The organism is Rhizobium sp. WYCCWR 11128 (assembly GCF_013416305.1).
GTDB lineage: Bacteria > Pseudomonadota > Alphaproteobacteria > Rhizobiales > Rhizobiaceae > Rhizobium > Rhizobium indicum.
On record NZ_JACCEZ010000003.1, the window covers coordinates 249,759 to 273,707 of the forward strand.

General features: G+C 61.1%; 22 protein-coding genes, 1 tRNA gene and 1 pseudogene. 10 read left to right on the forward strand and 14 right to left on the reverse strand.

The features are described from left to right. Positions 1-72: 72 nt before the first annotated feature. Positions 73-903 (reverse strand): aldo/keto reductase, encoded by an 831-nt coding sequence (locus HX898_RS13600; protein ID WP_180194881.1) that lies wholly within the window; start codon positions 901-903, stop codon positions 73-75. Positions 904-1,034: 131 nt separating this feature from the next. Beyond that, entirely contained in the window at positions 1,035-1,556 is a 522-nt protein-coding gene (locus tag HX898_RS13605; RefSeq protein WP_138331853.1) for a L,D-transpeptidase family protein, read from the reverse strand. 167 nt (positions 1,557-1,723) lie between these two features. Between HX898_RS13605 and HX898_RS13610 the strand changes: the two genes are divergently transcribed. Both HX898_RS13610 and HX898_RS13615 read left to right on the forward strand, forming a co-directional pair. Continuing rightward, positions 1,724-2,407 carry a response regulator transcription factor gene (locus tag HX898_RS13610; protein ID WP_017995455.1) on the forward strand — a complete coding sequence of 228 codons (684 nt, stop codon included), beginning with the start codon at positions 1,724-1,726 and terminating at the stop codon, positions 2,405-2,407. A gap of 137 nt (positions 2,408-2,544) precedes the next feature. Next, positions 2,545-3,000 carry a cyclic nucleotide-binding domain-containing protein gene (locus tag HX898_RS13615; protein ID WP_029870886.1) on the forward strand — a complete coding sequence of 152 codons (456 nt, stop codon included), beginning with the start codon at positions 2,545-2,547 and terminating at the stop codon, positions 2,998-3,000. A 49-nt stretch (positions 3,001-3,049) separates the two neighbouring features. Here HX898_RS13615 and HX898_RS13620 read toward each other — a convergent pair whose 3' ends face one another. The 6 genes from HX898_RS13620 to tesB form a co-directional block, all read right to left on the reverse strand. After that, entirely contained in the window at positions 3,050-3,853 is an 804-nt protein-coding gene (locus HX898_RS13620) for an exodeoxyribonuclease III (protein WP_180194882.1), read from the reverse strand. A gap of 317 nt (positions 3,854-4,170) precedes the next feature. Next, on the reverse strand, positions 4,171-4,839 hold the full coding sequence (locus HX898_RS13625; protein WP_138331854.1) for an outer membrane lipoprotein carrier protein LolA: 669 nt from the start codon (positions 4,837-4,839) through the stop codon (positions 4,171-4,173). A gap of 139 nt (positions 4,840-4,978) precedes the next feature. Then, positions 4,979-7,666, reverse strand: a complete 2,688-nt coding sequence (locus tag HX898_RS13630) for a DNA translocase FtsK (RefSeq protein WP_171600223.1) — start codon at positions 7,664-7,666, stop codon at positions 4,979-4,981. 250 nt (positions 7,667-7,916) lie between these two features. After that, complete coding sequence (locus HX898_RS13635; protein ID WP_138331856.1) at positions 7,917-9,347, reverse strand: ammonium transporter; 1,431 nt, start codon at positions 9,345-9,347, stop codon at positions 7,917-7,919. Positions 9,348-9,374: 27 nt separating this feature from the next. Beyond that, on the reverse strand, positions 9,375-9,725 hold the full coding sequence (locus tag HX898_RS13640) for a P-II family nitrogen regulator (RefSeq protein WP_003543684.1): 351 nt from the start codon (positions 9,723-9,725) through the stop codon (positions 9,375-9,377). 211 nt (positions 9,726-9,936) lie between these two features. After that, entirely contained in the window at positions 9,937-10,821 is an 885-nt protein-coding gene (gene tesB, locus HX898_RS13645) for an acyl-CoA thioesterase II (RefSeq protein ID WP_138331857.1), read from the reverse strand. Positions 10,822-10,904: 83 nt separating this feature from the next. On the opposite strand from tesB, the gene HX898_RS13650 reads away from it, so the two are divergent. Next, the gene (locus HX898_RS13650; protein ID WP_138389427.1) at positions 10,905-12,119 is read left to right on the forward strand and encodes a ubiquinone biosynthesis hydroxylase; all 1,215 of its coding nucleotides are present in this window, start codon (positions 10,905-10,907) and stop codon (positions 12,117-12,119) included. Between the two features lie 43 nt (positions 12,120-12,162). Here HX898_RS13650 and HX898_RS13655 read toward each other — a convergent pair whose 3' ends face one another. The 4 genes from HX898_RS13655 to HX898_RS13670 all read right to left on the reverse strand — a co-directional run bounded on the left by HX898_RS13655 (position 12,163) and on the right by HX898_RS13670 (position 14,954). After that, a complete protein-coding gene (locus tag HX898_RS13655; protein WP_017962471.1) occupies positions 12,163-12,351 on the reverse strand; it encodes a Trm112 family protein in 189 nt (62 codons plus the stop codon). 9 nt (positions 12,352-12,360) lie between these two features. After that, entirely contained in the window at positions 12,361-13,047 is a 687-nt protein-coding gene (locus HX898_RS13660; RefSeq protein WP_171600225.1) for an LON peptidase substrate-binding domain-containing protein, read from the reverse strand. Between the two features lie 262 nt (positions 13,048-13,309). Then, on the reverse strand, positions 13,310-14,284 hold the full coding sequence (gene trxA, locus HX898_RS13665) for a thioredoxin (protein WP_138389426.1): 975 nt from the start codon (positions 14,282-14,284) through the stop codon (positions 13,310-13,312). A 160-nt stretch (positions 14,285-14,444) separates the two neighbouring features. Beyond that, a complete protein-coding gene (locus HX898_RS13670; RefSeq protein WP_138389425.1) occupies positions 14,445-14,954 on the reverse strand; it encodes a prolyl-tRNA synthetase associated domain-containing protein in 510 nt (169 codons plus the stop codon). A 256-nt stretch (positions 14,955-15,210) separates the two neighbouring features. On the opposite strand from HX898_RS13670, the gene HX898_RS13675 reads away from it, so the two are divergent. Further along, positions 15,211-15,285: transfer RNA gene (locus tag HX898_RS13675), tRNA-Gly, on the forward strand. Positions 15,286-15,689: 404 nt separating this feature from the next. Here HX898_RS13675 and HX898_RS13680 read toward each other — a convergent pair. Next, positions 15,690-16,439 carry a glucose 1-dehydrogenase gene (locus HX898_RS13680; RefSeq protein WP_138389424.1) on the reverse strand — a complete coding sequence of 250 codons (750 nt, stop codon included), beginning with the start codon at positions 16,437-16,439 and terminating at the stop codon, positions 15,690-15,692. Positions 16,440-16,533: 94 nt separating this feature from the next. On the opposite strand from HX898_RS13680, the gene HX898_RS13685 reads away from it, so the two are divergent. Then, entirely contained in the window at positions 16,534-17,430 is an 897-nt protein-coding gene (locus HX898_RS13685) for a LysR family transcriptional regulator (protein WP_138389423.1), read from the forward strand. On the opposite strand, the pseudogene HX898_RS13690 reads toward HX898_RS13685, so the two are convergent. Beyond that, a pseudogene (locus tag HX898_RS13690) lies at positions 17,429-17,533 on the reverse strand (LuxR C-terminal-related transcriptional regulator); the annotation flags it as partial. The gene HX898_RS13685 and the pseudogene HX898_RS13690 sit on opposite strands and share 2 nt — an antisense overlap. A gap of 473 nt (positions 17,534-18,006) precedes the next feature. Here HX898_RS13690 and HX898_RS13695 point away from each other — a divergent pair. The 5 genes from HX898_RS13695 to HX898_RS13715 all read left to right on the forward strand — a co-directional run bounded on the left by HX898_RS13695 (position 18,007) and on the right by HX898_RS13715 (position 23,939). Further along, positions 18,007-19,449, forward strand: a complete 1,443-nt coding sequence (locus HX898_RS13695) for a M81 family metallopeptidase (protein ID WP_180194883.1) — start codon at positions 18,007-18,009, stop codon at positions 19,447-19,449. A 211-nt stretch (positions 19,450-19,660) separates the two neighbouring features. Further along, positions 19,661-20,392, forward strand: coding sequence for a FadR/GntR family transcriptional regulator (locus tag HX898_RS13700; protein WP_180194884.1), 732 nt, complete (start codon positions 19,661-19,663; stop codon positions 20,390-20,392). Positions 20,393-20,485: 93 nt separating this feature from the next. Further along, on the forward strand, positions 20,486-21,994 hold the full coding sequence (locus tag HX898_RS13705; RefSeq protein ID WP_171600230.1) for an ABC transporter substrate-binding protein: 1,509 nt from the start codon (positions 20,486-20,488) through the stop codon (positions 21,992-21,994). A gap of 125 nt (positions 21,995-22,119) precedes the next feature. Then, the gene (locus HX898_RS13710) at positions 22,120-23,067 is read left to right on the forward strand and encodes an ABC transporter permease (protein WP_171600231.1); all 948 of its coding nucleotides are present in this window, start codon (positions 22,120-22,122) and stop codon (positions 23,065-23,067) included. Next, on the forward strand, positions 23,064-23,939 hold the full coding sequence (locus HX898_RS13715; protein ID WP_138389418.1) for an ABC transporter permease: 876 nt from the start codon (positions 23,064-23,066) through the stop codon (positions 23,937-23,939). The genes HX898_RS13710 and HX898_RS13715 overlap by 4 nt, the downstream gene beginning before the upstream one ends. Positions 23,940-23,949 lie beyond the last annotated feature (10 nt).

Consider the following 23,949-nt stretch of genomic DNA (forward strand, 5'->3'; position numbering starts at 1 on the left):
CATAGAAAGGCCGCCGCGGGTGATCTCTCCCGAGGCCGCCGCTGATTGGCTTGGCAATGATTGGGACGACGCTTAGAAGGTCGCTGTGTGCGGGTCAGGTCCCATGCGGGCACCGGCGCTGTCGAGCTTGGCGATCGCGGCCATATCGTCGGCATCGAGCTTGAAGTCGAATACCTGGAAATTCTCCTCGATACGCGACGGCGTCACCGATTTCGGGATGACGACGAGGCCGGTGTCGATGTGCCAGCGAATGATGACCTGGGCCGGCGTCTTCTGATGCTTCTTGGCGATCTTGCCGATATCCGCGTTTGAGATGAACTTGCCCTGGCCGAGCGGGCTCCAGGATTCGGTGGCGATGTTCAGCTTTTTGTGAGCTTCCTGCGCCACTTTCTGCTGGAAGTCGGGATGCAGCTCGATCTGGTTGATGACGGGAACGACGCCGGTTTCGCCGATGATACGCTCGAGATGTTCAGGATAGAAATTCGACACGCCGATCGAGCGGGCGCGGCCCTCTTCCCGGATCCGCGCGAAAGCCTTCCAGGTCTCGGTATAAAGGCCGCGATGCGGCGACGGCCAGTGAATGAGATAGAGGTCGACATATTCGGAACCGAGCTTCTTCAGGCTGCCGTCGAAGGCGCGCAGTGTATTGTCATAGCCCTGATCGGTATTCCTGAGCTTGGTGGTGACGAAGATGTCTTTGCGGTTGAGGCCGGAAGAGCGGATGCCTTCGCCGACGCCCTCTTCGTTGTCGTAGCCGGAAGCCGTATCGATGTGACGATAGCCGGCGGCGATCGCCGTGCGCACGGTGGGAGCGGCAATATCCTGCGGCGTCTGCCAGACGCCGAGGCCGATTTGTGGAATGGAATGTCCGTCATGGAAAGTGATGATAGGTTGAGCGGTCACAATATATCTCCGGGAGTTTGAAGAATTGGACGAGGCATGAATTGCGCCCGCGCTTGCGGACGTCCCTGAACGCATTTCAGCCGGAGCGTTCGGTCACCGGAAACATATAGGTGACCGCATCCGGAAGACAATCAGACGACGCGGACAATCGTTCCCTTTCGAATGTGTGGCAGCAGGCGGCGCATGTCGCGCAGGCTCACCGCCACGCAGCCCGCCGTCGGCTCGTAGCCCGGCCGGATGAGATGAAAGAAGATCGCCGAGCCGCGATTGCGCGCACGCGAGGAGATGTTCCAGTCCATCACCAGGCAGATATCGTAGAGCCAGTCGCTGCGCCGCATCTCCTCGTGACTTGCGCTGAACGGCGCCCGGACGAGGCGGTTGTAGCTGGCATTGTCAGATTGATCGCACCAGAGCATGTCGGGCCGGATGCGGCGGATGGAAAGCGGAGTGACGAGCCGGCCGTTCCGCTCGCCACGCCGGAAGCCCGATATCAGCCTCATCGAGGCGATCGGCGTGGCGCCGTCGCCCTCGCGTTTCATCACGGTGCGGCCGGAGCGGCCGATCGCAGCGGGCACGGTGATGGCGCCGAACCGGACGATCGCCCGGCTCTTGCGCCCCGGCGCAGGACGCACCACGATCGTCGACGGCGTCATACCTCGCCTCTGCCTTGCTTTTTCCATTTTTCTCGCATGTCGTGCCTTGTCTGGGGCTTCGATTGAAATCATATCGAAACCGACCCGGCAACAGCCCGCTGCCCGATCCTTGCCAAACCAGGAATTTGGCGTAGGACTAGGGGACTTAACATGAGGACGCAAACGGCATGACCGCACGCACCATTCTTCTGGTGGATGACGACGATGACCTTCGGCAGACGCTGACGGAGCAATTGTCGCTGTATGAGGAATTCACGGTTCTGCAGGAAGCCAACGCCGGCAAGGGTGTCGCGACCGCCCGCGCGACGCCGATCGACCTGCTGATTATGGATGTCGGCCTGCCCGATATGGACGGCCGCGAGGCAGTGAAGCTGCTGCGCAAGGGCGGTTTCAAGGCGCCGATCATCATGCTGACTGGCCACGATACCGATTCGGACACGATCCTCGGTCTCGAAGCCGGCGCCAACGATTATGTCACCAAGCCTTTCCGCTTCGCCGTGCTGCTCGCCCGCATCCGCGTGCAGCTGCGCCAGCATGAGCAGAGCGAGGACGCGACCTTCACCGTCGGCCCCTACCTCTTCAAGCCGAGCCAGAAGCTCCTGACCACCGATAACGGCCAGAAGATCCGGCTGACGGAAAAGGAAGCGGCAATCATCCGCTATCTCTACCGCGCCGAACAGAAGGTCGTCACCCGCGACGTGCTGCTCGAAGAGGTCTGGGGCTATAATTCCGGGGTGACGACGCATACGCTGGAAACCCACGTCTATCGCCTGCGCCAGAAGATCGAGCGCGATCCCTCCAATGCTGAAATCCTCGTCACGGAAAACGGCGGCTACAAGATCATACCCTAGAGCATTTCCGTTTTTCCAAATCACGGAAGTGCTCTATCTCTTTGTTTTCACGCAATTCCCGGCAAAAGCGTTTCACGCTTTGCCTGGCAAAACCGCTAGACACTTCTGCTGGAATTGCTCTAAGGCGAAAAGCCCGCATGGCGCTGACCGACGACATCCACATGCTCGCGCAGCTTCCTCTGTTCAAAGACATGAACGAGGATCAGCTGCGGTTGATCGCCTTTGGCGCCGACCGGCGCATGATCGCTGCCGGCCAGATGCTGTTTCGCCAGGGCTCGCCCGCCGAGAGCGCCTATGTCATCCTCAGCGGCAGCCTGGAGCTGAGCGCAACGAGCAGCGACGGCATGCAGAGGACAGGGGGGATCGCCGGCCCCGGAACCCTGGTTTCCGAACTGGCGCTGGTGACCTTGGTAGAGCGTAAGTTCACCGCGGTAGCGCGCGAGGACACCAGCATCATCCGCATCACCCGCGCCCTCTTTCACCGGCTGATCGAGGAATATCCGGACGCAGCCCGACTGATCGAGAACCGGATCCGCGACAATCTTGCCGAACTCGCGGCAAAGGCCGCAAGCCAGTTCTACCGCTTCAACTGATCCCGGTTAGAGCAGTTCTCCGCTTTACGAAAAGCTGAACCGCATCGCCCTAGAAATCGAAATGCGCCGTCACCGGTACGTGGTCGGAGGGCCGGTCCCAGCCGCGCGCCTCCTTCAGGATTTCTATCCGCTTCAGATGCGGCCCGAGATCCGACGACGACCAGATATGGTCGAGACGACGGCCGCGATCGGCGGCCTCCCAATCCTTGGCGCGGTAGCTCCACCAGGTGTAGAGTTTCTCGCTGGCAGGCACATGCTGGCGCATCAGATCGAGCCAGGCGCCGCGCTTCATCATCTCGAGCAGCCCCTCGGTTTCGACGGGCGTATGGCTGACGATCTTCAGAAGCTGCTTGTGCGACCAGACATCATGCTCCAGCGGCGCGATGTTGAGGTCACCGACGAGGATGGCTGAGGTGTTGGCCTCGCCATTGGCTTTCAGCAGCTTCATCTCCTCGATGAAATCGAGCTTGTGGCCGAATTTCGGATTGATCGTGCGATCCGGCTCGTCGCCGCCGGCCGGGACATAGAAATTGTGCAGCCGAACGCGGCGATTGCCGTGCTCGAAGATCGCCGAGATGTGGCGCGCATCGCCGACGCCGCAATAATCCTGCCGGTGATCCTCGGTCAACGGAATGCGCGAGGCGATCGCCACGCCGTGATAGCCCTTCTGGCCATGGATGATGATGTGATTATAGCCCATCGCCCTGAGCGGTGCCGCGGGAAACAGGTCGTTCGTCACCTTGGTTTCCTGCAGGCAGAGGATATCGGGCCTGTGCTTGAGAACGAGCTGCTCGACGATGGGCATGCGCAGCCGCACCGAATTGATGTTCCAGGTGGTGATCGAAAAGCCCATGCCCCATACCCTCTCGCGTCCAATGCCCGCATGCCGGCCGAACCCCGGCTCGACGCGATGCGCTTTATGAAAGGGCTTTAAAACAAAGGTGGACGCGAGGGAACCGGCCGCTAGCGCAATTCCAGCAAAAGTGCGCAGCGGCTTTGCGTCCGGAATTGCGTGGAAACAAAGAGACAGAGCATGATGCCGAAAAGTGTGAGCGGTTTTCGGACGACATCATGCTCAAATCTTTGATTCAGATCCGGATGTTTTCAACCTAATCCGGCCTGAAAACATCTGGATCTGGTAAAAGCGGCCGGCGATCAACCGAAAAGCTCTCAGTCGCGCGACTGAGGCGTGCCGGGAATGGTCTCATAGGGCACGCGGAAGACGCGATCGTCGAACTGCATGCCGGTTTTGACGTTGAAGATCATCACCGAGGTATCCTTGCCCTGATTGTCGGTGATCGTCCACTGGCGCAGGTCGTAGGTCTTCGGGTCGAACATCATGGTGATGGTCGAGTTTCCAAACACCGTATTGTTGCCGAGCGCGATCGTCGTCAGGTCGGACTCTTCCTTCACGCCCTTCACCATGCCGGCCGACAGGTCGATACGCTGCGCCAGGAGCAGGCTGAGCGGGGTCTTGGAGAGCGGATAGAGATCCCAGGTCTTGAGCTTCGTATTGCCGATGGCGACGTTCTTGCCGTCGGCAATTACCCGCATCGGCGACGGATCGTCATAGTTGAAGCGCAGCTTGCCGGGGCGCTGAATGAAGAACTTGCCGCCGGTCTGTTCGCCGCGCGGGCCGAACTGCACGAATTCGCCCTGCATTGTCGTGACACCGGAAAAATGATCGGCGATCGCCTGCGCTTTGCCGGAGGCGGGAGCCGCCGCCTGCGCGTAAGCGCCGAAGGGAATAGCGCTCGTTATCGCAGCGACGGCGAAGGCGCCGAGAAGGTCGCGGCGCGTTACCGTCAGGCCGGAGAGGAAGGTATCGGAGTGACTCATCTAAATCTCCTTTATGCGATCTGCATGCTGCCGAAAGGCGGCGTCTTCAAGGCGTTGCGATCGGCCTGCGAGAGGTAACGGCTTCGACGCTATCAGGTTTCCGCAAAAGCGGCTGTATTGGAAATATATGCCTGTTCTGTCAGCGGTCGAGGATGTCGCCTTCGGTCGGAACAAGGATCTCGCGTTTGCCGGCATGGTTGGCCGGTCCGATGATGCCCTCCTTCTCCATGCGCTCGACGAGCGAGGCGGCACGGTTGTAGCCGATGCCCAGCCGGCGCTGGACGTAGGAGGTCGACGCCTTGCCGTCGCGCAGCACGATGGCGACCGCCTGGTCGTAGGGATCTTCCGATTCGGAAAGATTGGACGTGCCGGCCGGGCCACCGCCGCCGTAATCGCCGTCTTCATCGTCATCGGCGGTGATCGCGTCGAGATATTGCGGCGAGCCCTGGGTCTTCAGGTAGGAGACGATCTCTTCCACCTCGACATCCGAAACGAACGGGCCGTGCACGCGCTGGATACGCCCGCCGCCCGCCATGTAGAGCATGTCGCCCATGCCGAGCAGCTGTTCGGCGCCCTGTTCGCCGAGAATGGTGCGGCTGTCGATCTTCGAGGTCACCTGGAAGGAGATGCGGGTCGGGAAGTTCGCCTTGATCGTGCCGGTGATGACGTCGACCGACGGACGCTGTGTCGCCATGATCACATGAATGCCGGCCGCACGCGCCATCTGCGCCAGACGCTGGACGGCGCCTTCGATATCCTTGCCGGCGACCATCATCAGGTCGGCCATCTCGTCGATGATCACGACGATATAGGGCATCGGCCGCAGATCGAATTCTTCGGTCTCGTACATCGCCTCGCCGGTATGGCGGTCGAAGCCGGTCTGCACCGTGCGCGAGATCGCCTCGCCCTTCGACAGCGCCTGCTCGACGCGGGTGTTGAAGCCGTCAATGTTGCGCACGCCGATCTTCGACATCTTCTTGTAGCGCTCTTCCATCTCGCGCACCGTCCATTTGAGCGCGACGACGGCCTTTTTCGGATCGGTGACGACAGGCGAAAGCAAATGCGGGATGCCGTCATAGACGGAGAGCTCGAGCATCTTCGGGTCGATCATGATCAGCCGGCACTGTTCCGGCGTCATACGATAGAGCAGCGACAGGATCATCGTGTTGATGGCGACCGACTTGCCGGAACCGGTGGTGCCGGCGACGAGCAGATGCGGCATCTTGGCGAGATCGGCGATCACGGCTTCGCCGCCGATCGTCTTGCCGAGCGCCATGGCGAGCTTCGCCTTGCTGCCTTCGAAATCCCGGGAGGCGACGAGTTCGCGCAGATAGACGGTCTCACGCGTCTGGTTCGGCAATTCGATGCCGATCGCGTTGCGGCCGGGCACGACGGCGACGCGGGCGGCAATGGCGCTCATCGAGCGGGCAATATCGTCGGCAAGGCCGATGACGCGCGACGACTTGATGCCGGGCGCCGGCTCCAGTTCGTAGAGCGTGACGACAGGGCCGGGGCGGACATGGATGATCTCGCCCTTGACGCCGAAATCTTCGAGCACGCCCTCGAGCATCCGGGCATTCTGTTCCAGCGCATCGGCCGAAAGCGTGGAGTCGCGCACGACATTCTTCGGTTCGGCGAGCAGATGCATCGACGGAAGCTGGAAACCCTCGGGACGAATGAACGAGCCCTGCGCTTCCCGCTCGATGCGGGCGCTGGGCTTCGGACGCGCGACCACCGGGACGACGCGTGGTTCCGGCTTGCCGGCGGCCTTTGCCGGCGCGCGGATCATCCAGTCGTCATCATCGTCGTCGGGCAGGATATCGGCCGGGCGCGGCGGCATGTCGTTATCGAAGGGCAGGTCGTCGTCATTATCGTCATCGTCATCGATGGACATCGACGGCGCCGAGACGATGCGCCGCGGTGATGCCGCCCTTGCTCCCATCGATGGCTCCATCGACGGTTCCATGCGCTCGCCGCGGACGGTCGGCGCCTTGGCACGAACGGGTTCGTTCAGCGTGCCGAATTCGTCATCGTTGAAATCATAAGGTGATTCGTAATCGCCCTGACGGCGCTTGCGCGGTCCCATGCCGAAGAGCCGGCGCAGCCGACCCTGGCTCATGTACCAGGCATGCGTCACGGCACCGCTGAAAGCGACCCAGCGGGACTCGTCCTCCTCCTCGTCCTCGTCTCCGACGACGCGAGCCTTGCTACGGGTATCAACGTAGTCCTCCTCGATCTCGTCGTCTGCGTCGCTGCGGCCGACGAGGCCTGAGGCAAAGAGCATCATCCAGGCGGTCGGCGCGGCAAAGATGCAGCCGACCACCATGGCGAAGGTGCCGGTGGGATAAGCGCCGACGAAGAGTGCGGGAAAACGCAGGATCATATCTCCGATCACACCGCCGATGCCGTTCGGGATCGGCCAGGTGAGCGGCGGCGGAAAGCAGCCGAGTACGGCGCAGGAAAGCACCGAACCGCCGAACCAGGCGCCGGCACGGGCGGGAATACGGCTGAAGCGGCGGCCCGAGATCAGCGTCAGCGCCCAGGCGACGATCGGCAACATCGAAACGACGCTGGCAAGCCCGAGGAACTGCATGACGATATCGGCAAAAGCAGCACCGGTGTAACCGAGAATATTCGTCGGCGAGTTGGCGGTCGCATAGGAATAGCTCGGATCCGCAACATTCCATGTCGCCAGCGCCGCGACGCAGAACGCCAGCAGCAGAAAGATCGCAAAGCCGATGAGCGCCTGGATCTGCCGTAGCATGAATGCCGAGAAGGAGAACCGATCCGGACGGCCATCCATTGCCGGCGACGTGCTTCTTGCCATGTGTCTAACCCGTCCAATGCCTGAGGACACGCGAATCGCTGAAGCTTCGCCGTGCCAAAATGCGTCCGCTCTACCTAATCAGAGCCGGGTTAAAGCGATGTTAACCATGCATGCCTGGACGTGCATTCCGAACCGGGAAATGAAAAAAGCCCGAACCTTGAAAGGTCCGGGCCAAATGCGGTCTATGGTTAGATAGGCCGCGACGGGCCGTGAAGCGGCGCCCTTCTGCCGGGCGCCGCAAACCCTGTGATCAGGAAGAGTGGTAGGCGGCTTCGCCGTGGGTCGAAAGGTCGAGACCTTCGCGTTCGGCTTCGACGGTCACACGCAGGCCGATGACGACGTCGACGATCTTGTAGAGGATCGCCGAGCCGATGCCCGACCACAGCAGCGTCGTCAGCACGCCCTTGGCCTGAGCCCAGACCTGGGTTGCCGTGCCGGCATAGGAGGCTGCGAAATCCGCGGTGGAATAATCGACGATGCCTGCACCGCCGAGTGCCGGGTTGACGAGGATACCGGTGCCGAGAGCGCCGATGATGCCGCCGACGCAATGGACGCCGAAGACGTCGAGACTGTCGTCGTAGTTGAACTTGTTCTTCACGACGTCAACGAAGAAGTAGCAGGCCGGCGAAACGATCAAGCCGAGAACGATCGAGCCCATCGGGCCGGCAAAGCCTGCCGCCGGGGTAATGGCGACGAGACCGGCGACGGCGCCGGAAGCGCCACCCAGCATGGAAGCCTTGCCGCGGGTGAGGGTTTCGACGATGCACCAGGACACAGCGGCGGCAGCCGTGGCGACGAAGGTGTTGATGAAGGCAAGCGAGGCATAGGAATTGGCTTCGAGGTTGGACCCGGCATTGAAGCCGAACCAGCCGACCCAGAGCAGCGAGGCACCGACCATGGTCAGCGTCATCGAGTGCGGAGCCATGATTTCCTTCTTATAGCCCGTGCGCTTGCCGAGCATGATGGCGCCGACGAGCCCCGCGATACCGGCATTGATATGAACGACCGTGCCGCCGGCAAAGTCGATTGCGCCATAGGAGAAGATCAGGCCGGCCGGCGAGGTGTAGGAGCTCGGACCGCCCCAGAACCAGACCATGTGTGCCATCGGGAAGTAGATGAAGGTGACCCAGAGCACGACGAAGAGCATGACGGCCGAGAACTTGATGCGTTCGGCGAACGCGCCGACGATCAGGCCGGGGGTGATGCAGGCAAACGTCATCTGGAACACGATGAAGGTGTATTCCGGAATTGCGACGCCCTTCGAGAAGGTTTCAGCGAGCGACGAGGTATTGACGCCGGCGAGGAACGCCTTGGAGAAGCCGCCGACGAAGCTGTTCAGCGAGCCACCGTCGGTGAAGGCGAGCGAATAACCGTAGGTCACCCAGAGCAGCGCCACGACGGCCGTGATCATGAAAACCTGCATCAGCACCGAGAGCATGTTCTTGGCGCGGACGAGACCGCCGTAGAAAAGCGCAAGGCCGGGAATGGTCATCAAAAGGACGAGCGCCGAGGAGACGAGCATCCAGGCATTGTCACCCTTGTCCATGGTGAAAGCAGGAGCAGCAGCAGCGGTGGCGGCAGCTGGTGCAGCCTCCTGCGCGAAAGCAACGGCCGGCGCCAGAAGGGCAGCCGTTGCTGCGCAAAGCCGCGCAAAGGTGGAAGAAAACTTCGAAATTGACATTGGAAAAAGCTCCTTGATCTGCCGTTCTTACAGCGCTTCTGAATCGGTTTCGCCCGTACGGATGCGCACGGCATGGTCGATCGAATAGACGAAGATCTTGCCGTCGCCGATCTGGCCGGTCTTGGCCGATGCCGCAATGGCCTCGACCGCCCTGTCGACGAGTTCTGATGCAACCGCGATTTCGATCTTGAGCTTCGGCAGGAAGCTGACTGCATATTCGGTGCCGCGATAGATTTCGGTGTGCCCCTTCTGGCGCCCGTAGCCCTTCACCTCGGTTACTGTCAGCCCCTGAATACCGATCGCCGTAAGGGCTTCGCGGACCTCATCGAGCTTGAACGGCTTGATAATGGCCATCACAATTTTCATCTGGTTTCCCATCCTTCGTTATCCTCGGCGCGGAGCCGACTCTCCTTGCCGCTGACGTTCCTGAACAGCGACCGGCCAATACACATTCAAGGGACGTGCCAGATTCGAGGCGGGTGGTAAGTTATTGAAAAGTAAAGGTTATAATAAATAGTGCCAATAAACAGGCAAATGATTGGCCAATAAGCGCACAAATAACGCGCAAATTTATAAAGTTGCACAATTTTTATTCATTTGCCTTTTTCCGAATCAGGCCTTCCTGCGCGACCGATGCGATCAGGCTACCGGATCGTGTAAACAGGCTACCCCGGGTTAATCCCCTGGCGCCTGAAGCCGACGGACTGTCCTGCGTATAAAGCAGCCAGTCGTCGAGCTTGCAGGGCCTGTGGAACCACATGGAGTGATCGAGGCTCGCCACCTGCAGGCTCTGGTCGAAGATGGACGTTCCGTGCGCATAGAGCGACGTATCGAGCAGCGTCATGTCCGAAAGATAGGCAAGCACCGCCGCCTGATAGAGCCGGTCGTCGGGAACCGGACCGGTGGCGCGCACCCAGACATCCTGCTTCGGATCGAGTTTCCTGTCGGAAAAATAATGCGTCAGCGAGACCGGACGGATCTCGATCGGCCGCTCACGCTGCCAGTATTTTCGGATCGCTTCCGGCGCGTGGGCCAGATACTGTTCCTTGATCTGCTGCTCGCCGAGCAGCGCCTCCGGCATCTCGACCTCGGGCATCGCGATCTGGTGCTCGAAGCCCGGCTCCTCCACCTGGAAGGAGGCCGACAGCGCGAAGATCGCCTTGCCGTGCTGGATGGCGACGACACGCCGCGTGTTGAAGCTCGATCCGTCGCGGATGCGCTCCGCCTGATAGATGATCGGCACCGTGGGATCGCCGGGACGCATGAAATAAGCATGCAGCGAATGGACGAAACGCTCGCCCTCGATGGTGCGCTGCGCCGCCATCAGCGCCTGGCCGATCACCTGGCCGCCGAAGACCCGCTGCCAGCCGACCTTGGGGCTGCGGCCGCGGAAGATATCGACCTCGATCGGCTCGAGGTCGAGCGTCGAAAGCAGCGTCTCCATCGCCGAAGGCCATGATGTCTCGCCCGTCATTTCTATGTCTCCCAGCGGTAGGAAGTGAGGTTGCGATGATCTATATAGAGCACATCTGAGGCATAAGGTACGGGAGCGGCGCGATGCTGGACATGCTGGTTGTGGGCGGGGGTTATGTCGGCCTTTCCGCCGCTGTCGCGGTCAAACAGGCCGCGCCGCATCTGAATGTCGCCGTCGTCGAGGCGGCGCCCGAACATGTCTGGAAAAACGATACGCGCGCTTCCGCCATCATCGCGGCGGCGGCGAAGATGCTCGAGATCTTCGGCATCTGGAACGAAATCGAACCGGAAGCCCAGCCGATCACCAAAATGATCGTCACCGATTCCAAGACCTCCGATCCGGTGCGTCCGGTTTTTCTGACCTTCGACGGAGAAGTGGCCGACGGCCGGCCTTTCGCCCACATGATACCGAATGTCGCGATGGTCGCCGCCCTGCGCGGCGCCTGCGACCGGCTCGGCATCGACATCCGCCACGGGCTCGGCGCCACGGAGCTGAAGACCCATGACACCCATGTCACCGTCACGCTTTCGGACGGCAGCGCGCTGGAAACCCGGCTGCTGGTTGCCTGCGACGGCGTGCGCTCGACGCTGCGCGATCTCGCCGGCATCAGGACCGTCACCTGGGACTACGGCCAGTCCGGCATCGTTGCAACCGTCGAACACGAGCGGCCGCATGACGGCTGCGCCGAGGAACATTTTCTGCCGGCCGGCCCCTTCGCCATCCTGCCGCTCAAGAACAACCGCTCCTCGCTCGTCTGGACGGAGCGCACGCAGGATGCCAACCGGCTGGTCGCCGCCGACGACCTGATCTTCGAGGAAGAACTCGAACGCCGCTTCGGCCACAAGCTTGGGAGCCTGAAAGTGATCGGCGACAAGCGCGCCTTCCCGCTCGGCCTGACGCTCGCCCGCTCCTTCGTCGCGCCGCGTTTCGCGCTTGCCGGCGACGCCGCCCACGGCATCCACCCGATTTCGGGTCAGGGCCTCAATCTCGGCTTCAAGGATGTGGCGGCACTCGCCGAAACCGTGGTGGAGGCCGACCGCCTCGGCCTCGATATCGGCTCGATCAATATTCTCGAGCGCTACCAGACCTGGCGGCGCTTCGACACTTTCCGCATGGGGGTGACGACCGACGTCCTGAACCGGCTCTTCTCCAACGACGCGACGCCGATCCGCATCGCCCGCGATGTCGGCCTCGGCATCGTCGACCGGCTGCCGCGTCTCAAATCCTTCTTCATCGGCCAGGCGGCCGGAACGACGGCAAAGGACAATCCGCGGCTGCTTGCCGGCCAGACGATTTAACCTTTGTTCTTACGAAATTCCGGACGGAAAACCGCGACGCGTTTTAGTCGTCGAGGCGGCGGGCCTCGGACACCAGCATGATCGGAATGCCGTCGCGGATCGGATAGGCAAGTCGTGCCTTTTCCGAGACAAGCTCATTGTGTTCGCGATCATAGGAAAGCCGGCCCTTGGAGAGCGGGCAGACCAGGAGATCGAGCAACTTTGGATCGACGCGGCTGAGTTTTTCGTCCATGGCTGAAGTCTACTGCAGAACCGTGTCGGAGTCACCGAAGACGCGCGCCAGCACGATTTCGGTAATGGCGATCAGCGTCTCGGCCCGCGTCTTCAGGTCGGGCGCCTCTAGCAGCGCTTGCTTTTCCGCCGGCCCGAAGGGCGACATCATCGCCAGCGAATTGACGAGCGTCAGATTGCTCGCCCGCTCGACGCTCTCCCAGTCTGCCTCCAGCTTGTTGGCATCAAGATAGGCCTTGAAGGCGGTCAGAAGCGCTGCGCGGTCGACCGCCTCCTCCTCGTTTGCGGCCGAGAGATCGGCGATGAACGGGGCGATACGGAAGATGCGGAAGGGATCACTGGTCGCTTTTTCCTCCAGCAGCCGGAAGCGGCAGACGCCGGTCAGCGATACGATGTAGCGCCCGTCGCCGGTCTCTGCGAAGGAGGTGATCCGACCGAGGCAGCCGACAGCGGCAAGGTTGGGCTCGCTGCCCTTGTCCTCGTGTTCGCCGAGTGCCGGCTGCACCATGCCGATCAGTCGGTTTCCGGTCAGTGCGGCATCCAGCATCGCCAGATAGCGCGGCTCGAAAATGTTGAGAGGAAGCTGCCCGGCCGGCAGGAGAAGGGCGCCGGTCAGGGGGAAGACAGCGATCGCATCAGGCAGATCGCCCGGCTTCAGGTATCTGGCATTCCCGACTTGCATGAAACCGTCCCGCATTCTTGTAAAACGGGCATGCCCGTCTTGACGAGAATGTGGTGCCCTCGCCCGAAAACGCAAGGGCAGATGCTCGAACTTACAGCGCCGCGCGTCTTTTTAGACGCGCAAAGGACGCTGTAACACTTTGAATCACTGCATAATTTAAACCTTAAATCGATTCCGATTTAAGGAATTATGCAGTTGCGAATACCCCGAAAATCGGAATCGACTTTCGGAAAAGATCATGCACGGATTCAATGCGATAGACCGTCCGTGGTGCGCCCTACGAGAACAGCATCGCCGAAAGCTTGCGACGCGCTGCAACCGTCGCCGGATCCTTGAAGCCCCAGACCTCGAAGAACTGCAGCAGCTGGCGGCGGGCGCCATCATCGTCGAAAGCGCGGTCCTTGCGCATGATCAGCAGCAGATGGTCGGCCGCCTCGTCGCGCCGGCCTTCGACATTGCGAATCTTGGCAAGCTTGATCCGTGCCTCGTGATCGTCGGGATTGGCGGCCAGTTCGCGCTCGAGCGCAACAGGATCGCCGAGCTTGCGGGCCTCCTCGATCTGCTCAAGCTTCATCAGCACAGCCTGGATGCCGGCGTCTTTCGCCAGCTCTTCCGGCAATTCCGTCAGGATTTCGCGTGCCCGCTGATGCTGGTTGGCGGCGATCATGCATTCGGCCATGCCGGCAAGCGCCTTGGCGTTCTCGGGATCGGCCTGCATGACGGCGCCGTAGAGCTGAGCGGCCTCGTTGATATTGCCGGCGGCAAGCAGTTCCGCCGCTTCCGCAAGCACCGCTTCGATTTCGGCCGCCTCGTCGGCGCCGGCCGGACCGGCGATCCGGTCGATGAACTGCTGGATCTGGCTTTCCGGCACCGCGCCCATGAAACCGTCGGCAGGACGGCCGTTGACGAAGGCGATGACAGCGGGGATCGACTGGATGCCGAGCTGGCCGGCGATCGAGGGATGATCGTCGATATTCATCTTGACGAGCCGAACGCGGCCCTTGGCTTCGTTGACTACCTTTTCCAAGACCGGCGTCAGCTGCTTGCACGGACCGCACCAGGGCGCCCAGAAATCGACCAGCACCGGCTGCTTGCGCGATTCCTCGATGACGTCCTTGGCGAAACTCGCGGTCGTCGTATCCGTGATATAGCTGCCGGCCGCAGCCGCGGGTTCCGGCGCAGCACTAAAGCTTGTCGTCGCCGTCATCTGATTTCCGAAGGAACCGTTATAGGGGTTGTCGCTGCCGCTCATAGGTATCTCCCGCCGCGCCGATCCTGCCGGCGTCTTTGCTAAAGCATGTCGCGCAAAACTGTGTGGCGGTTTTGCGATAAAGACATGCGCAAAACCAAAGACTAAAGCGCGGCAAGCGAATCTAAAAGATCGCGACGCGCTTTAGCGCTAAAATCGTATGTCAGGACGTCACTTTCAAGACAAGCGGCTTATGTCCCGTCGCTTCCATGAAGCGGATAAGGTCGCTGCTCGCAATCGAGGTCGTCGCATCATTGGATAGCGGATGGCAGTTGACGATCTCGTGCGCCATCAGCTCCGCGTCGAGCACGAAGGTGACATTCTCCGCGGTATCGTTGATCGCGCCGAAAGCGGTGACCGCCCCAGGGATGACGCCGAGATATTCCATCAGCTTTTCCGCCCTGCCGAAGGAGACCCGGCCGGACCCGCCGATCAAATTATGCACCTGCTTGAGATCGACTTCGGCATTTTCCTCCACGGTCAGCAGAAAATACCTGTCCTTCTTGTCCTTGATGAAGAGGTTCTTGGTGTGGCCGCCGGGGATCTCGTCGCGCAAGGCGACCGATTCCGCCACGGTGAAGACCGGCGCATGGTCGATCGTCTTATGGGCAATGCCGAGCCCATCGAGAAAGGCAAACAATTCTTCTCTTGTCTTCGGGGCATTTTCTGACATGGGGCAATCCATTGGGCAGGAAGGGAAAAAAGCGAGGCGTCCTGATTAAGTCGGTCCACATCGTTTGGCAATCTTTGCGACCGACGCTTTGCCCCGCATTTGCGGCCTTTCCGCCGGGCGTCTGCGAACACCAGAATTTTTCTTCGCCTCTCCGTCATTTCCCTGTTGCATTTGAAAACCCGTTAGGCCATATAGCGCCGGTCGCCGCGAGGCGGCGCCCACGGTCCAACAACTACCCCGGACCGATGCGGATTGAGCGGGTGTAGCTCAGGGGTAGAGCACAACCTTGCCAAGGTTGGGGTCGAGGGTTCGAATCCCTTCGCCCGCTCCAGTTTTCCAATTTCCCATACCGAAGACATAGGTAACGGATTGTTCCTAAGACATGGGTGACAACCTCGTGCCGAACGGGTTTTCTATGGTTTGCAAGCCCTCTGCTCCAGATCGATGTATCCCAGATCATAGTGCATGAAGCTGACAAGCCAAATATCATCATCGACCTCCTTGATTCCCAGTTTTTGTCCGGCCAGATTTTGATCTTCTTGCGATGCACGCAGATGCGTCCGCAATTAGTCACAGCACCTCGCGATCATGGAAGGGATAGTCGATCTCGGCCAGTGGGGACCGTTCTGCTGCCGATGGCCGGGCTTGATACGTTCGATACCTGCCGAGCCTCGGCCACTGGACCGACAGCTTCGCAGGTTGTAGAGCCGTTGGGGCTGGCAAAGGGCAGGCCTTTTAAGCCAGGGTCATACCGCCATCGACATGAAGCTCGACCCCGTTGACAAAGCTTCCTGCATCGGAGGCGAGGAAGAGTGCGGCGCGCGCCAACTCTTCCGGTCGGCCGAGACGGCCGGCGGGGATCAGGGAAGCCATGTAATCTTCGAATGCCGGCCGCTCGGCCTCCGATACGCCCAGCTTGGCGAGGATTTCCGTCTCGACCGGTCCCGGGCTCAGGATGTTGACGCGGATCCGCCGCGACTTGAATTCGATCGCCCAGTTTTTCGCAAAGGCGGCGGTTGCTGCCTTTGAACCGGCATAGACGGCATGGTCCGGGAGGACCTTCGTGGCCGCAAGCGAGCTCGTAACGATGATGTTTCCGCCGTCGCGGATCAGAGGGGCGATCGTCTGCACGCCGAAGAACACGCCGCGCGTATTGATTGCGAAATGCCGGTCATAGTCTGCCGGAGTCACCTCGGCGGAGGTGGTGAGATTGATGATCCCAGCATTGGCCATGTAGATGTCGATCCCGCCGAAGCGGCTCCTCACGGTGTCCGCCAGCCTGCGATGATCTTCCAGGTCGGCGGCATCACCCACGAAGCCGATAGCCGACGGACCGATTTCTTGCACGGCGCGGTCGACAGCATCCTGCCGGCGCCCGGAAATGATGACCTGCGCTCCTTCTTCCGCGAACAGCCGAGCGGTCGCCTTGCCGATGCCGCTATTGCCGCCGGTGATGACGGCGACCTTGTCTTTGAGGTGTTGCATTGTTTATCTCCTTTCAACGAGAAATTAGATAAACGCTGCCACCCTTCGTCATTAGATCCTGGGCGGGCACATGATCTGTGCCGCGGAGGTGCAAATGCCGAATCTGCTCAACGAGATGCCCGGATTGATGGCTTTTGTGCGGACGGTAGAGGCCGGATCGTTCAGCGCCGCGGCCCGCGATCTGGCGACGACACCGTCAGCGGTGTCGAAGAGCGTGGCGCGGCTGGAAAAGAAGATTGGCGCCCGGCTGTTCCTGCGCTCCACGCGCGCCCTGATGCTTACCCAGGACGGGCAACTTTTCTTCGACCGCGTTGCGCCGCTGTTGCGGGACCTGGATGCAAGTGAAGAGGCTATCAGGTCCGACGTTGCGCCCTCGGGTCGCTTGCGCATCAGCATGCCTAGCGAAATGGCGCCTCTATTGCTGCCGCGCCTCTTCGGAAGCTTTGCAGCCGACTATCCGAACCTGCATCTCGAAGTCGGGCTTACGGATCGGTTCGTCGATCTGATCAGGGAGGACTACGACGTTGTGCTGCGCGTTGGAAATCCCGCACCGGGGGACCTCATGGTTCGTCACCTGGCCGACCTGCCGATGGCGATCGTCGGGTCTCCGACCTTTCTGAAGACCTGGGGCAATCCCGCAACTGCCGAAGCGCTGGCCGCTCTGCCCTTTGCCCGCTATGCACTGGGTGGTATCACGCAGCCTCTGCGCCTGCCGGACGGGACGAGCTTCATTCCCTTCGGGCGCGTCGATTGCGACTCAGGGGCCGCACTCATTCAGGCTGCCCTCAGTGGGCTGGGAGCAGCCTATCTTCTGCGATGTCTGGTCGCGAAAGACCTGGCAGGCGGCACGCTTGTTACACTCGCGGCGGGGTTTGCGTTCCCGAGCGCTCCCTTTAATGCACTGCACGCCTTTGGTCGCACTGTGCCGTTGCGCGTAAAACTGGTCTGCGATTTCATCGCCGGGGAAGCAAAAGCCCTCGAAGCCATCTGAGCTTGACCGTGACGTCGCTGATGCGGAGGTCGAAAGCGATCTGTTTGTTGAGGCGTCCGCGCGTCACCACCTCGCGTAGGATCTCGCGCTCGCGATGCGTCAGCAGCCAGACCCCCACCATAATCTATATAGCACTTCGGAATCCCGAAATTGGTTGCGGTGTTGAAATCATTGGATGTTTCCCCGTGGCGACACCGCCCAAAACGCGACGAATTTCGGAATCCCGAAGCGGGGGGATTTCGGGATCCCGAAGTGGGATTTTTTCTTTATGGCGACGCTGATGTTTGTCGGCAGCAATCGGCCCGCGGCATCCGACGGAAGAAACTGAGCAGGTCGGAGGCTTACTGATTATGGCACGTCCACGTCCACACCGGCTTAGAAGATCAAGTTTGTAATTTATTTTGGTTGATTGGTTCGTTTGTAAACTTATTGTCGAGGCAAAAGGACGCGTCTTCGGATCGGACCCTGAATGTTCAGTTTATCGCAGCACGAACTCCTTCGGGCGATACCGGTCCGTATCCAACGCATCGCCGCTCATAACGTCCTGATTGCTCCCAATATCAACTGAGGTTTTCCATGCGCATCGCCGTCGGTGGCATTCATATCGAGTGCAGCACATACAATCCCGTCCTGAACGAGGAGAAGGATTTTCGCGTGCTGCGCGGCGAGGCGCTGCTGGACGCGCCGTATTTCGCTTTCCTCAGGGATTATGATGCCGAGTTCCTGCCGACGATCCATGCCCGGGCCATTGCCGGCGGTCCGGTTTCGCGCGCCACCTACGAAGCCTTCAAGGGTGAATTCCTCGAGCGGTTGAAGCCGATGCTGCCGCTCGACGGTCTCTATCTCGCCATGCACGGCGCCATGTATGTCGAGGGCATGGAGGATGCCGAAGGCGACTGGATCAGTGCGGCCCGTGCGCTGGTCGGCGAAGATTGCACGGTTTCGGCCAGCTATGACCTGCACGGCAACGTCACCCAGCGCATCATTGATGCGCTCGACATCTATTCCACCTATCGCACTGCGCCGCATATCGATGTCGAGGAGACGATGCGCCGCTCCGTCTCCATGCTGGTGAAGAGCCTCAAAACCGGCGAGCGGCCGGTCGTTCTCTGGGCGCCGATCCCCGTCGTGCTGCCCGGCGAGCGCACCAGCACCGTCGATGAGCCGGCAAAGAGCCTCTATGACCTGCTGCCTGGGATCGATGCGATCGATGGCGTCTGGGATGCATCGCTGATGGTCGGCTACGTCTGGGCCGACGAGCCGCGCGCCACGGCCGCCGCCATCATGACCGGCACCGACCGCGCCGTGCTGGAGCGCGAGGCCAAACGTCTCGCGAGGGCTTATTGGGATGCGCGCGAAGACTTTGTCTTCGGCTGCGAGACCGGCTCGCTCGAGGAATGCGTCGAAAGGGCGATCGCAAGCCCGACCGCCCCTGTTGTGCTCGCCGAATCCGGCGACAATCCGACCGGCGGCGGCGTCGGGGATCGGGCCGACGTGCTGGCGGAACTGATCGCCAGGGATGCCACCGGCGTGGTCTTTGCCGGCATGGCCGACAAGGCGGCGACCGAGGCCTGTTATGCTGCCGGCATCGGCGCGGAACTGGAGCTCAGCGTCGGCGCCTCGCTCGACACCAAGGGCAGCAAGCCGGTCATCGCCCGCTTCGCGGTCAAGTTCCTGCATGACACATCAGATCCCTCTGACCGCCAGGCGGTGGTTTCGGTCAGTGGTATCGATCTGGTGCTCTCCGCCAAGCGCCGGCCCTATCACAATATCGCCGATTTCACACGGCTCGGCCTCGACCCGCACCAGGCGAAAATCATCGTCGTCAAATCCGGCTATCTCTCGCCGGAACTGGCACCGATCGCCAATCCGAACCTGATGGCGCTGTCGACAGGTGTCGTCGATCAGTTCGTCGAGCGCTTGCCGCGACTGCGCAAGCAGCATCCGACCTACCCCTTCGACAAGGATTTTGCCTTCGAGCCGCAGGTCTTTCTCTCCGCACGCTGGACGCCGGCCTGAGTTTCACCTGAACCAATTGCGTTTTTCTGGATGACATTGTCGATCGCGCCGCCGCCCTGTCGCCGCGATCGACTGCTTTCCCGTATCGCGACAATAGCAGCAATTGGGCAAAAAACGGGCAGATTTCCATTTGCACAAAAAAGCGCTTGACGGTCGGCGCGATTTGGTTTGCACTGAACCAATAGAAAATTGGTACGGACCATTTAAGCGAATGCCGATAGATGAGACGCAGGGCAATTCGAATTATGCGCTGGAGAGGCTGAGAGCTCTCCTGCGGTCCGACAGTCTCGACACCGACGGTAAGCTGCCGACCGAGCGCACCCTTTCGGAAATGCTTGGCGTCGGCCGCCGTGCCGTCCGTCGCGCCCTCGAAGTGCTGGAGGCCGAGGGCCGCATCTGGCGCCGCCAAGGCTCCGGCACCTATGCCGGGCCGCGCCCCGACGGCTGGAGCGATCATGTCGGCTCGATCGTTGCCGGCACCGATCTCATGGAAGTCATGGAAGTGCGCCTGCGCATCGAGCCGCAGCTCGCCCAGCTTGCCGCCATGCGCGCCAAAGCCGCCGATATCGAGCGCATGTATGATCTGGTGAAGAAGATCTACGAAAGCACCGATGCCGACGGGCGAGAGCTCTGGGACGGGGCGCTGCACCGCCAGATCGCCCAATGTGCCGGCAACGGTTTCTTCCTCACCATCTTCGACGTGATCAACCGCGTGCGCCAGGACGAGGCCTGGCAGACGATCCGCGAGCGCGCCCGCAGCGCCAGCCGGACGCGGCCCGTCACCTTTAACCAGCACACGGCGATCGTCGATGCGATCGCCGCCCGCGATCCGGCCAGGGCGGGCGAAGCGATGCGCCAGCATCTGCTGACGCTACTGGAAAGCCTCGTCCGCATCACCTCGCTCGATCACAGCGAAACGGAGGCCGACAAGACCCTCGCCTGAACAGGGCAGGTGAGCCGGGAGAAAAAACACAGGCGGGCCATAACCGCCGGAATGGAAGCAAAAACCAAACAAAAATAGACAGAGGAGAATGGAATGAAGATCGCCAAATTGCTGACCACCGCCGTTGCCGGCGCACTGTTTGCACTTCCTGCCTTCGCCGTCGACCTGAAGATCGGCCTGCAGGACGATGCCGACGTGCTCGATCCCGCGCAGTCGCGCACCTTCGTCGGCCGCATCGTCTATACCGCGATGTGCGACAAGCTGGTCGACGTCTCACCGGATCTGAAGATTGTGCCGCAGCTTGCCACCGAATGGAGCTGGTCGGCCGATGGCAAAGAGCTCACCATGAAACTGCGCCAGGGCGTCAAGTTCCATGACGAGACTCCGTTCAACGCCGAAGCCGTCGTCGCCACCATCGAGCGCAACATCACCCTGCCGGAATCACGCCGTAAGAGCGAACTGACCTCGGTCGCAAAAGTCGAGGCGACAAGCGAATACGAGGTCAAGTTCACTCTAAAGGCGCCCGACGTCACCCTTCTTGCCCAGCTTTCCGACCGCGCCGGCATGATCGTCTCGCCGAAGGCCGCCAAGGAACTCGGCGCCAAGTTCGGCGATCACCCGGTCTGCGCCGGTCCGTTCAAGTTCGTCGAGCGTGTCCAGCAGGACCGCATCGTGCTCGAAAAGTTCCAGGACTACTGGAACAAGGACAAGATCTTCATCGACAAGCTCACCTATCTGCCGATCCCGGATACGACGGTGCGCCTCGCCAATCTGCGTTCCGGCGATCTCGACATGATCGAGCGTCTGGCCGCGACCGATGCTGAAGCCGTGAAGTCCGATTCGAGCCTCGTCTATGCCGACGCCGTCGGCACCGGCTACATGGCGCTCTACACCAATATCGGCAATGGTGCGCGCGCCGACAATCCGTTCGGCAAGGACAAGCGCCTGCGCCAGGCCTTCTCGCTGGCGATCGACCGCGATGCCGTCAACCAGATCGTCTATGAGGGTACGGCGGTTGCCGGCAACCAGCCCTTCCCGCCGAGCAGCCCGTGGTTCGACAAGGATATTCCCGTGCCCGCCCGCGATCTCGACAAGGCCAAGGCGCTGATCAAGGAAGCCGGTTTCGACCGCGTGCCGATCGAGCTGCAGATCCCGAACAATCCCGTTGCCATGCAGATGATGCAGATCATCCAGTCGATGGTCGGCGAAGCCGGCTTTGACGTCAGCCTGAAATCGACGGAGTTCGCCACGCTGCTGAGCGAACAGACGGCTGGCAACTATCAGCTCAGCCGTTCCGACTGGTCCGGCCGCGTCGATCCCGATGGCAACATCCATCAGTTCATCACCTGTAAGGGCGGCATCAACGACACGAAATACTGCAATCCCGAGGTGGACAAGCTGCTGAACGAAGCCCGTGCGTCGACCGACGACGCCGTGCGCAAGCAGAAATACGATGCCGCCGCCGTCATCCTCAACGATGATCTGCCGATCATCTATCTCGGCCATCAGTCCTGGATCTGGGCGCTGCACAAGAACATCACCGGCTTCGTTCCCTCGCCGGATGGCATGATCCGCCTCGTCGGCGTCAAGAAAGCCGGCTGATCCCTAGAGCATGATGCCGAAAAGTGTGAGCGGTTTTCGGACGGCATCATGCTCTACTTTTTGATCCAGCAAATCACGCGGCGGAAATCCTCCGCCGCATGATCCCAGTCGTGTCAGGATCGCCCATGTACACCTACATCGCCAAACGGCTCTTGGTCGCCATACCGACGCTTTTGATCATTTCGGTCTTCGTCTTCTCGCTGCAGAAGCTGCTGCCCGGCGACCCGATCCTTGCCATGGCAGGTGAGGAACGCGACCCGCAGGTTCTCGAATTCCTGCGCGAGAAATACCGGTTGAACGATCCCGTGCCTTATCAATATGTCCGCTGGCTGGGTGCGGCACTGCAGGGCGACCTCGGCATCTCGCTGCGCACCAACCAGCCGGTTCTGCATCTCATCGGCGAAAAGCTGCCGGTCACCATCCAGCTTGCCATCATGTCGATGATCTTCGCCTTTGTCATCGGCGTGCCGATGGGCATCCTGGCGGCCGTCAAGAAGAACACGATGATCGACTATCTCGCCAACATCATCGCGCTGACCGGCCTGTCGATCCCGAATTTCTGGCTCGGCATCATGCTGATCCTACTGGTTTCGGTCAATCTCGGCTGGCTGCCGGCATCCGGCTACGAACCATTCTTCAGCAACCCGTTGCGTTCGCTGGAGACCATGCTGATGCCCTCCTTCGTGCTCGGCAATGCGCTGGCAGCGACCCTGATGCGGCATACACGCTCGGCGATGCTGAGCGTCCTCAGCACCGATTACATCCGCACCGCCCGCGCCAAGGGGCTTGCTGAAAGCTCGGTCGTGCTCGAACACGGCTTCCGCAACGCGATGCTGCCGATCGTGACGCTGACTGCCTTGCTCTTCGGCGAACTGCTTGCCGGTGCCGTGCTAACCGAGCAGATCTTCACCATTCCGGGTTTCGGAAAGCTCATCGTCGACGCCGTCTTCAACCGTGACTACGCCGTCGTCCAGGGTGTGGTGATTTGCACGGCGATCGGCTTCATCCTGATGAACCTCTTGGCCGATATTCTCTATGTCCTGCTTAATCCACGCATGAGGGCCGCCCTATGACCGCGATCGGAGAGACCGTCATTCCCTCTGCGATCGACCGCACGCCGAGCCGCGCCTGGCGCAAGCTGAAGGCCAACAAGGGCGCCCTCGTCGGCCTTGCGATCATCGCCTTCTTCGCCATTCTCGCCATTGCCGCCCCCCTCCTTCCGATTCCCGATCCGAACGCCACAAGCTGGTCGGCGATCCGCAAGGCGCCCTCCGCCGCCCATTGGCTCGGCACCGACGACATCGGCCGCGACATTCTTTCCCGGATGATCTGGGGTGCGCAGGCCTCGCTGATGGCCGGCGTCTTTTCGGTCGCGATCGCCGTCGTCATCGGCGTGCCCTTCGGCCTGATCTCCGGTTATTTCGGCGGCTGGATCGACATGGTGATCTCCCGCATCACCGAAGCCTTTCTGGCCATGCCTTTCCTGATCACCGCCATCGCGCTTGCAGCCTTTCTCGGCCCGAGCCTGACCAATGCGATGATCGCGATCGGTCTTTCGGCCATGCCGGTCTTCGTGCGGCTGACGCGCGGCCAGGTGCTCTCGGTCAAGACCGAGGAATATGTCGAGGGCGCCCGCTCGATCGGCCTCCGGTCCTCAAGCATCATCACCCGGTATATCCTGCCGAACGTCTTTGCACCGATCCTCGTCCAGGCGACGCTGACGATCGCCACTGCGATCATCGCCGAGGCGAGCCTCTCCTTTCTCGGCCTCGGCCAGCAGCCGCCGGCGCCGAGCTGGGGCTCGATGCTGAACGTCGCCAAGAATTTCCTCTCCCAGGCGCCATGGATGGCGATGTGGCCGGGTGCCGCAATCTTCCTCGTCGTCATCGGTTTCAATCTCCTAGGCGACGGCCTGCGCGATGCACTTGATCCGCGCGAAGCATGATTTCTCGAAA

Excerpts from the sequence above, each read along its gene's own strand:
- HX898_RS13605 (WP_138331853.1), bottom strand. The coding sequence starts at position 1,556 with ATGACGCCGTCGACGATCGTGGTGCGTCCTGCGCCGGGGCGCAAGAGC.
- HX898_RS13610 (WP_017995455.1), top strand. The coding sequence starts at position 1,724 with ATGACCGCACGCACCATTCTTCTGGTGGATGACGACGATGACCTTCGG.
- HX898_RS13615 (WP_029870886.1), top strand. The coding sequence starts at position 2,545 with ATGGCGCTGACCGACGACATCCACATGCTCGCGCAGCTTCCTCTGTTC.
- HX898_RS13620 (WP_180194882.1), bottom strand. The coding sequence starts at position 3,853 with ATGGGCTTTTCGATCACCACCTGGAACATCAATTCGGTGCGGCTGCGC.
- HX898_RS13625 (WP_138331854.1), bottom strand. The coding sequence starts at position 4,839 with ATGAGTCACTCCGATACCTTCCTCTCCGGCCTGACGGTAACGCGCCGC.
- HX898_RS13630 (WP_171600223.1), bottom strand. The coding sequence starts at position 7,666 with ATGGCAAGAAGCACGTCGCCGGCAATGGATGGCCGTCCGGATCGGTTC.
- HX898_RS13635 (WP_138331856.1), bottom strand. The coding sequence starts at position 9,347 with ATGTCAATTTCGAAGTTTTCTTCCACCTTTGCGCGGCTTTGCGCAGCA.
- HX898_RS13640 (WP_003543684.1), bottom strand. The coding sequence starts at position 9,725 with ATGGGAAACCAGATGAAAATTGTGATGGCCATTATCAAGCCGTTCAAG.
- tesB (WP_138331857.1), bottom strand. The coding sequence starts at position 10,821 with ATGACGGGCGAGACATCATGGCCTTCGGCGATGGAGACGCTGCTTTCG.
- HX898_RS13650 (WP_138389427.1), top strand. The coding sequence starts at position 10,905 with ATGCTGGACATGCTGGTTGTGGGCGGGGGTTATGTCGGCCTTTCCGCC.
- HX898_RS13655 (WP_017962471.1), bottom strand. The coding sequence starts at position 12,351 with ATGGACGAAAAACTCAGCCGCGTCGATCCAAAGTTGCTCGATCTCCTG.
- HX898_RS13660 (WP_171600225.1), bottom strand. The coding sequence starts at position 13,047 with ATGCGGGACGGTTTCATGCAAGTCGGGAATGCCAGATACCTGAAGCCG.
- trxA (WP_138389426.1), bottom strand. The coding sequence starts at position 14,284 with ATGAGCGGCAGCGACAACCCCTATAACGGTTCCTTCGGAAATCAGATG.
- HX898_RS13670 (WP_138389425.1), bottom strand. The coding sequence starts at position 14,954 with ATGTCAGAAAATGCCCCGAAGACAAGAGAAGAATTGTTTGCCTTTCTC.
- HX898_RS13680 (WP_138389424.1), bottom strand. The coding sequence starts at position 16,439 with ATGCAACACCTCAAAGACAAGGTCGCCGTCATCACCGGCGGCAATAGC.
- HX898_RS13685 (WP_138389423.1), top strand. The coding sequence starts at position 16,534 with ATGCCGAATCTGCTCAACGAGATGCCCGGATTGATGGCTTTTGTGCGG.
- HX898_RS13695 (WP_180194883.1), top strand. The coding sequence starts at position 18,007 with ATGCGCATCGCCGTCGGTGGCATTCATATCGAGTGCAGCACATACAAT.
- HX898_RS13700 (WP_180194884.1), top strand. The coding sequence starts at position 19,661 with ATGCCGATAGATGAGACGCAGGGCAATTCGAATTATGCGCTGGAGAGG.
- HX898_RS13705 (WP_171600230.1), top strand. The coding sequence starts at position 20,486 with ATGAAGATCGCCAAATTGCTGACCACCGCCGTTGCCGGCGCACTGTTT.
- HX898_RS13710 (WP_171600231.1), top strand. The coding sequence starts at position 22,120 with ATGTACACCTACATCGCCAAACGGCTCTTGGTCGCCATACCGACGCTT.
- HX898_RS13715 (WP_138389418.1), top strand. The coding sequence starts at position 23,064 with ATGACCGCGATCGGAGAGACCGTCATTCCCTCTGCGATCGACCGCACG.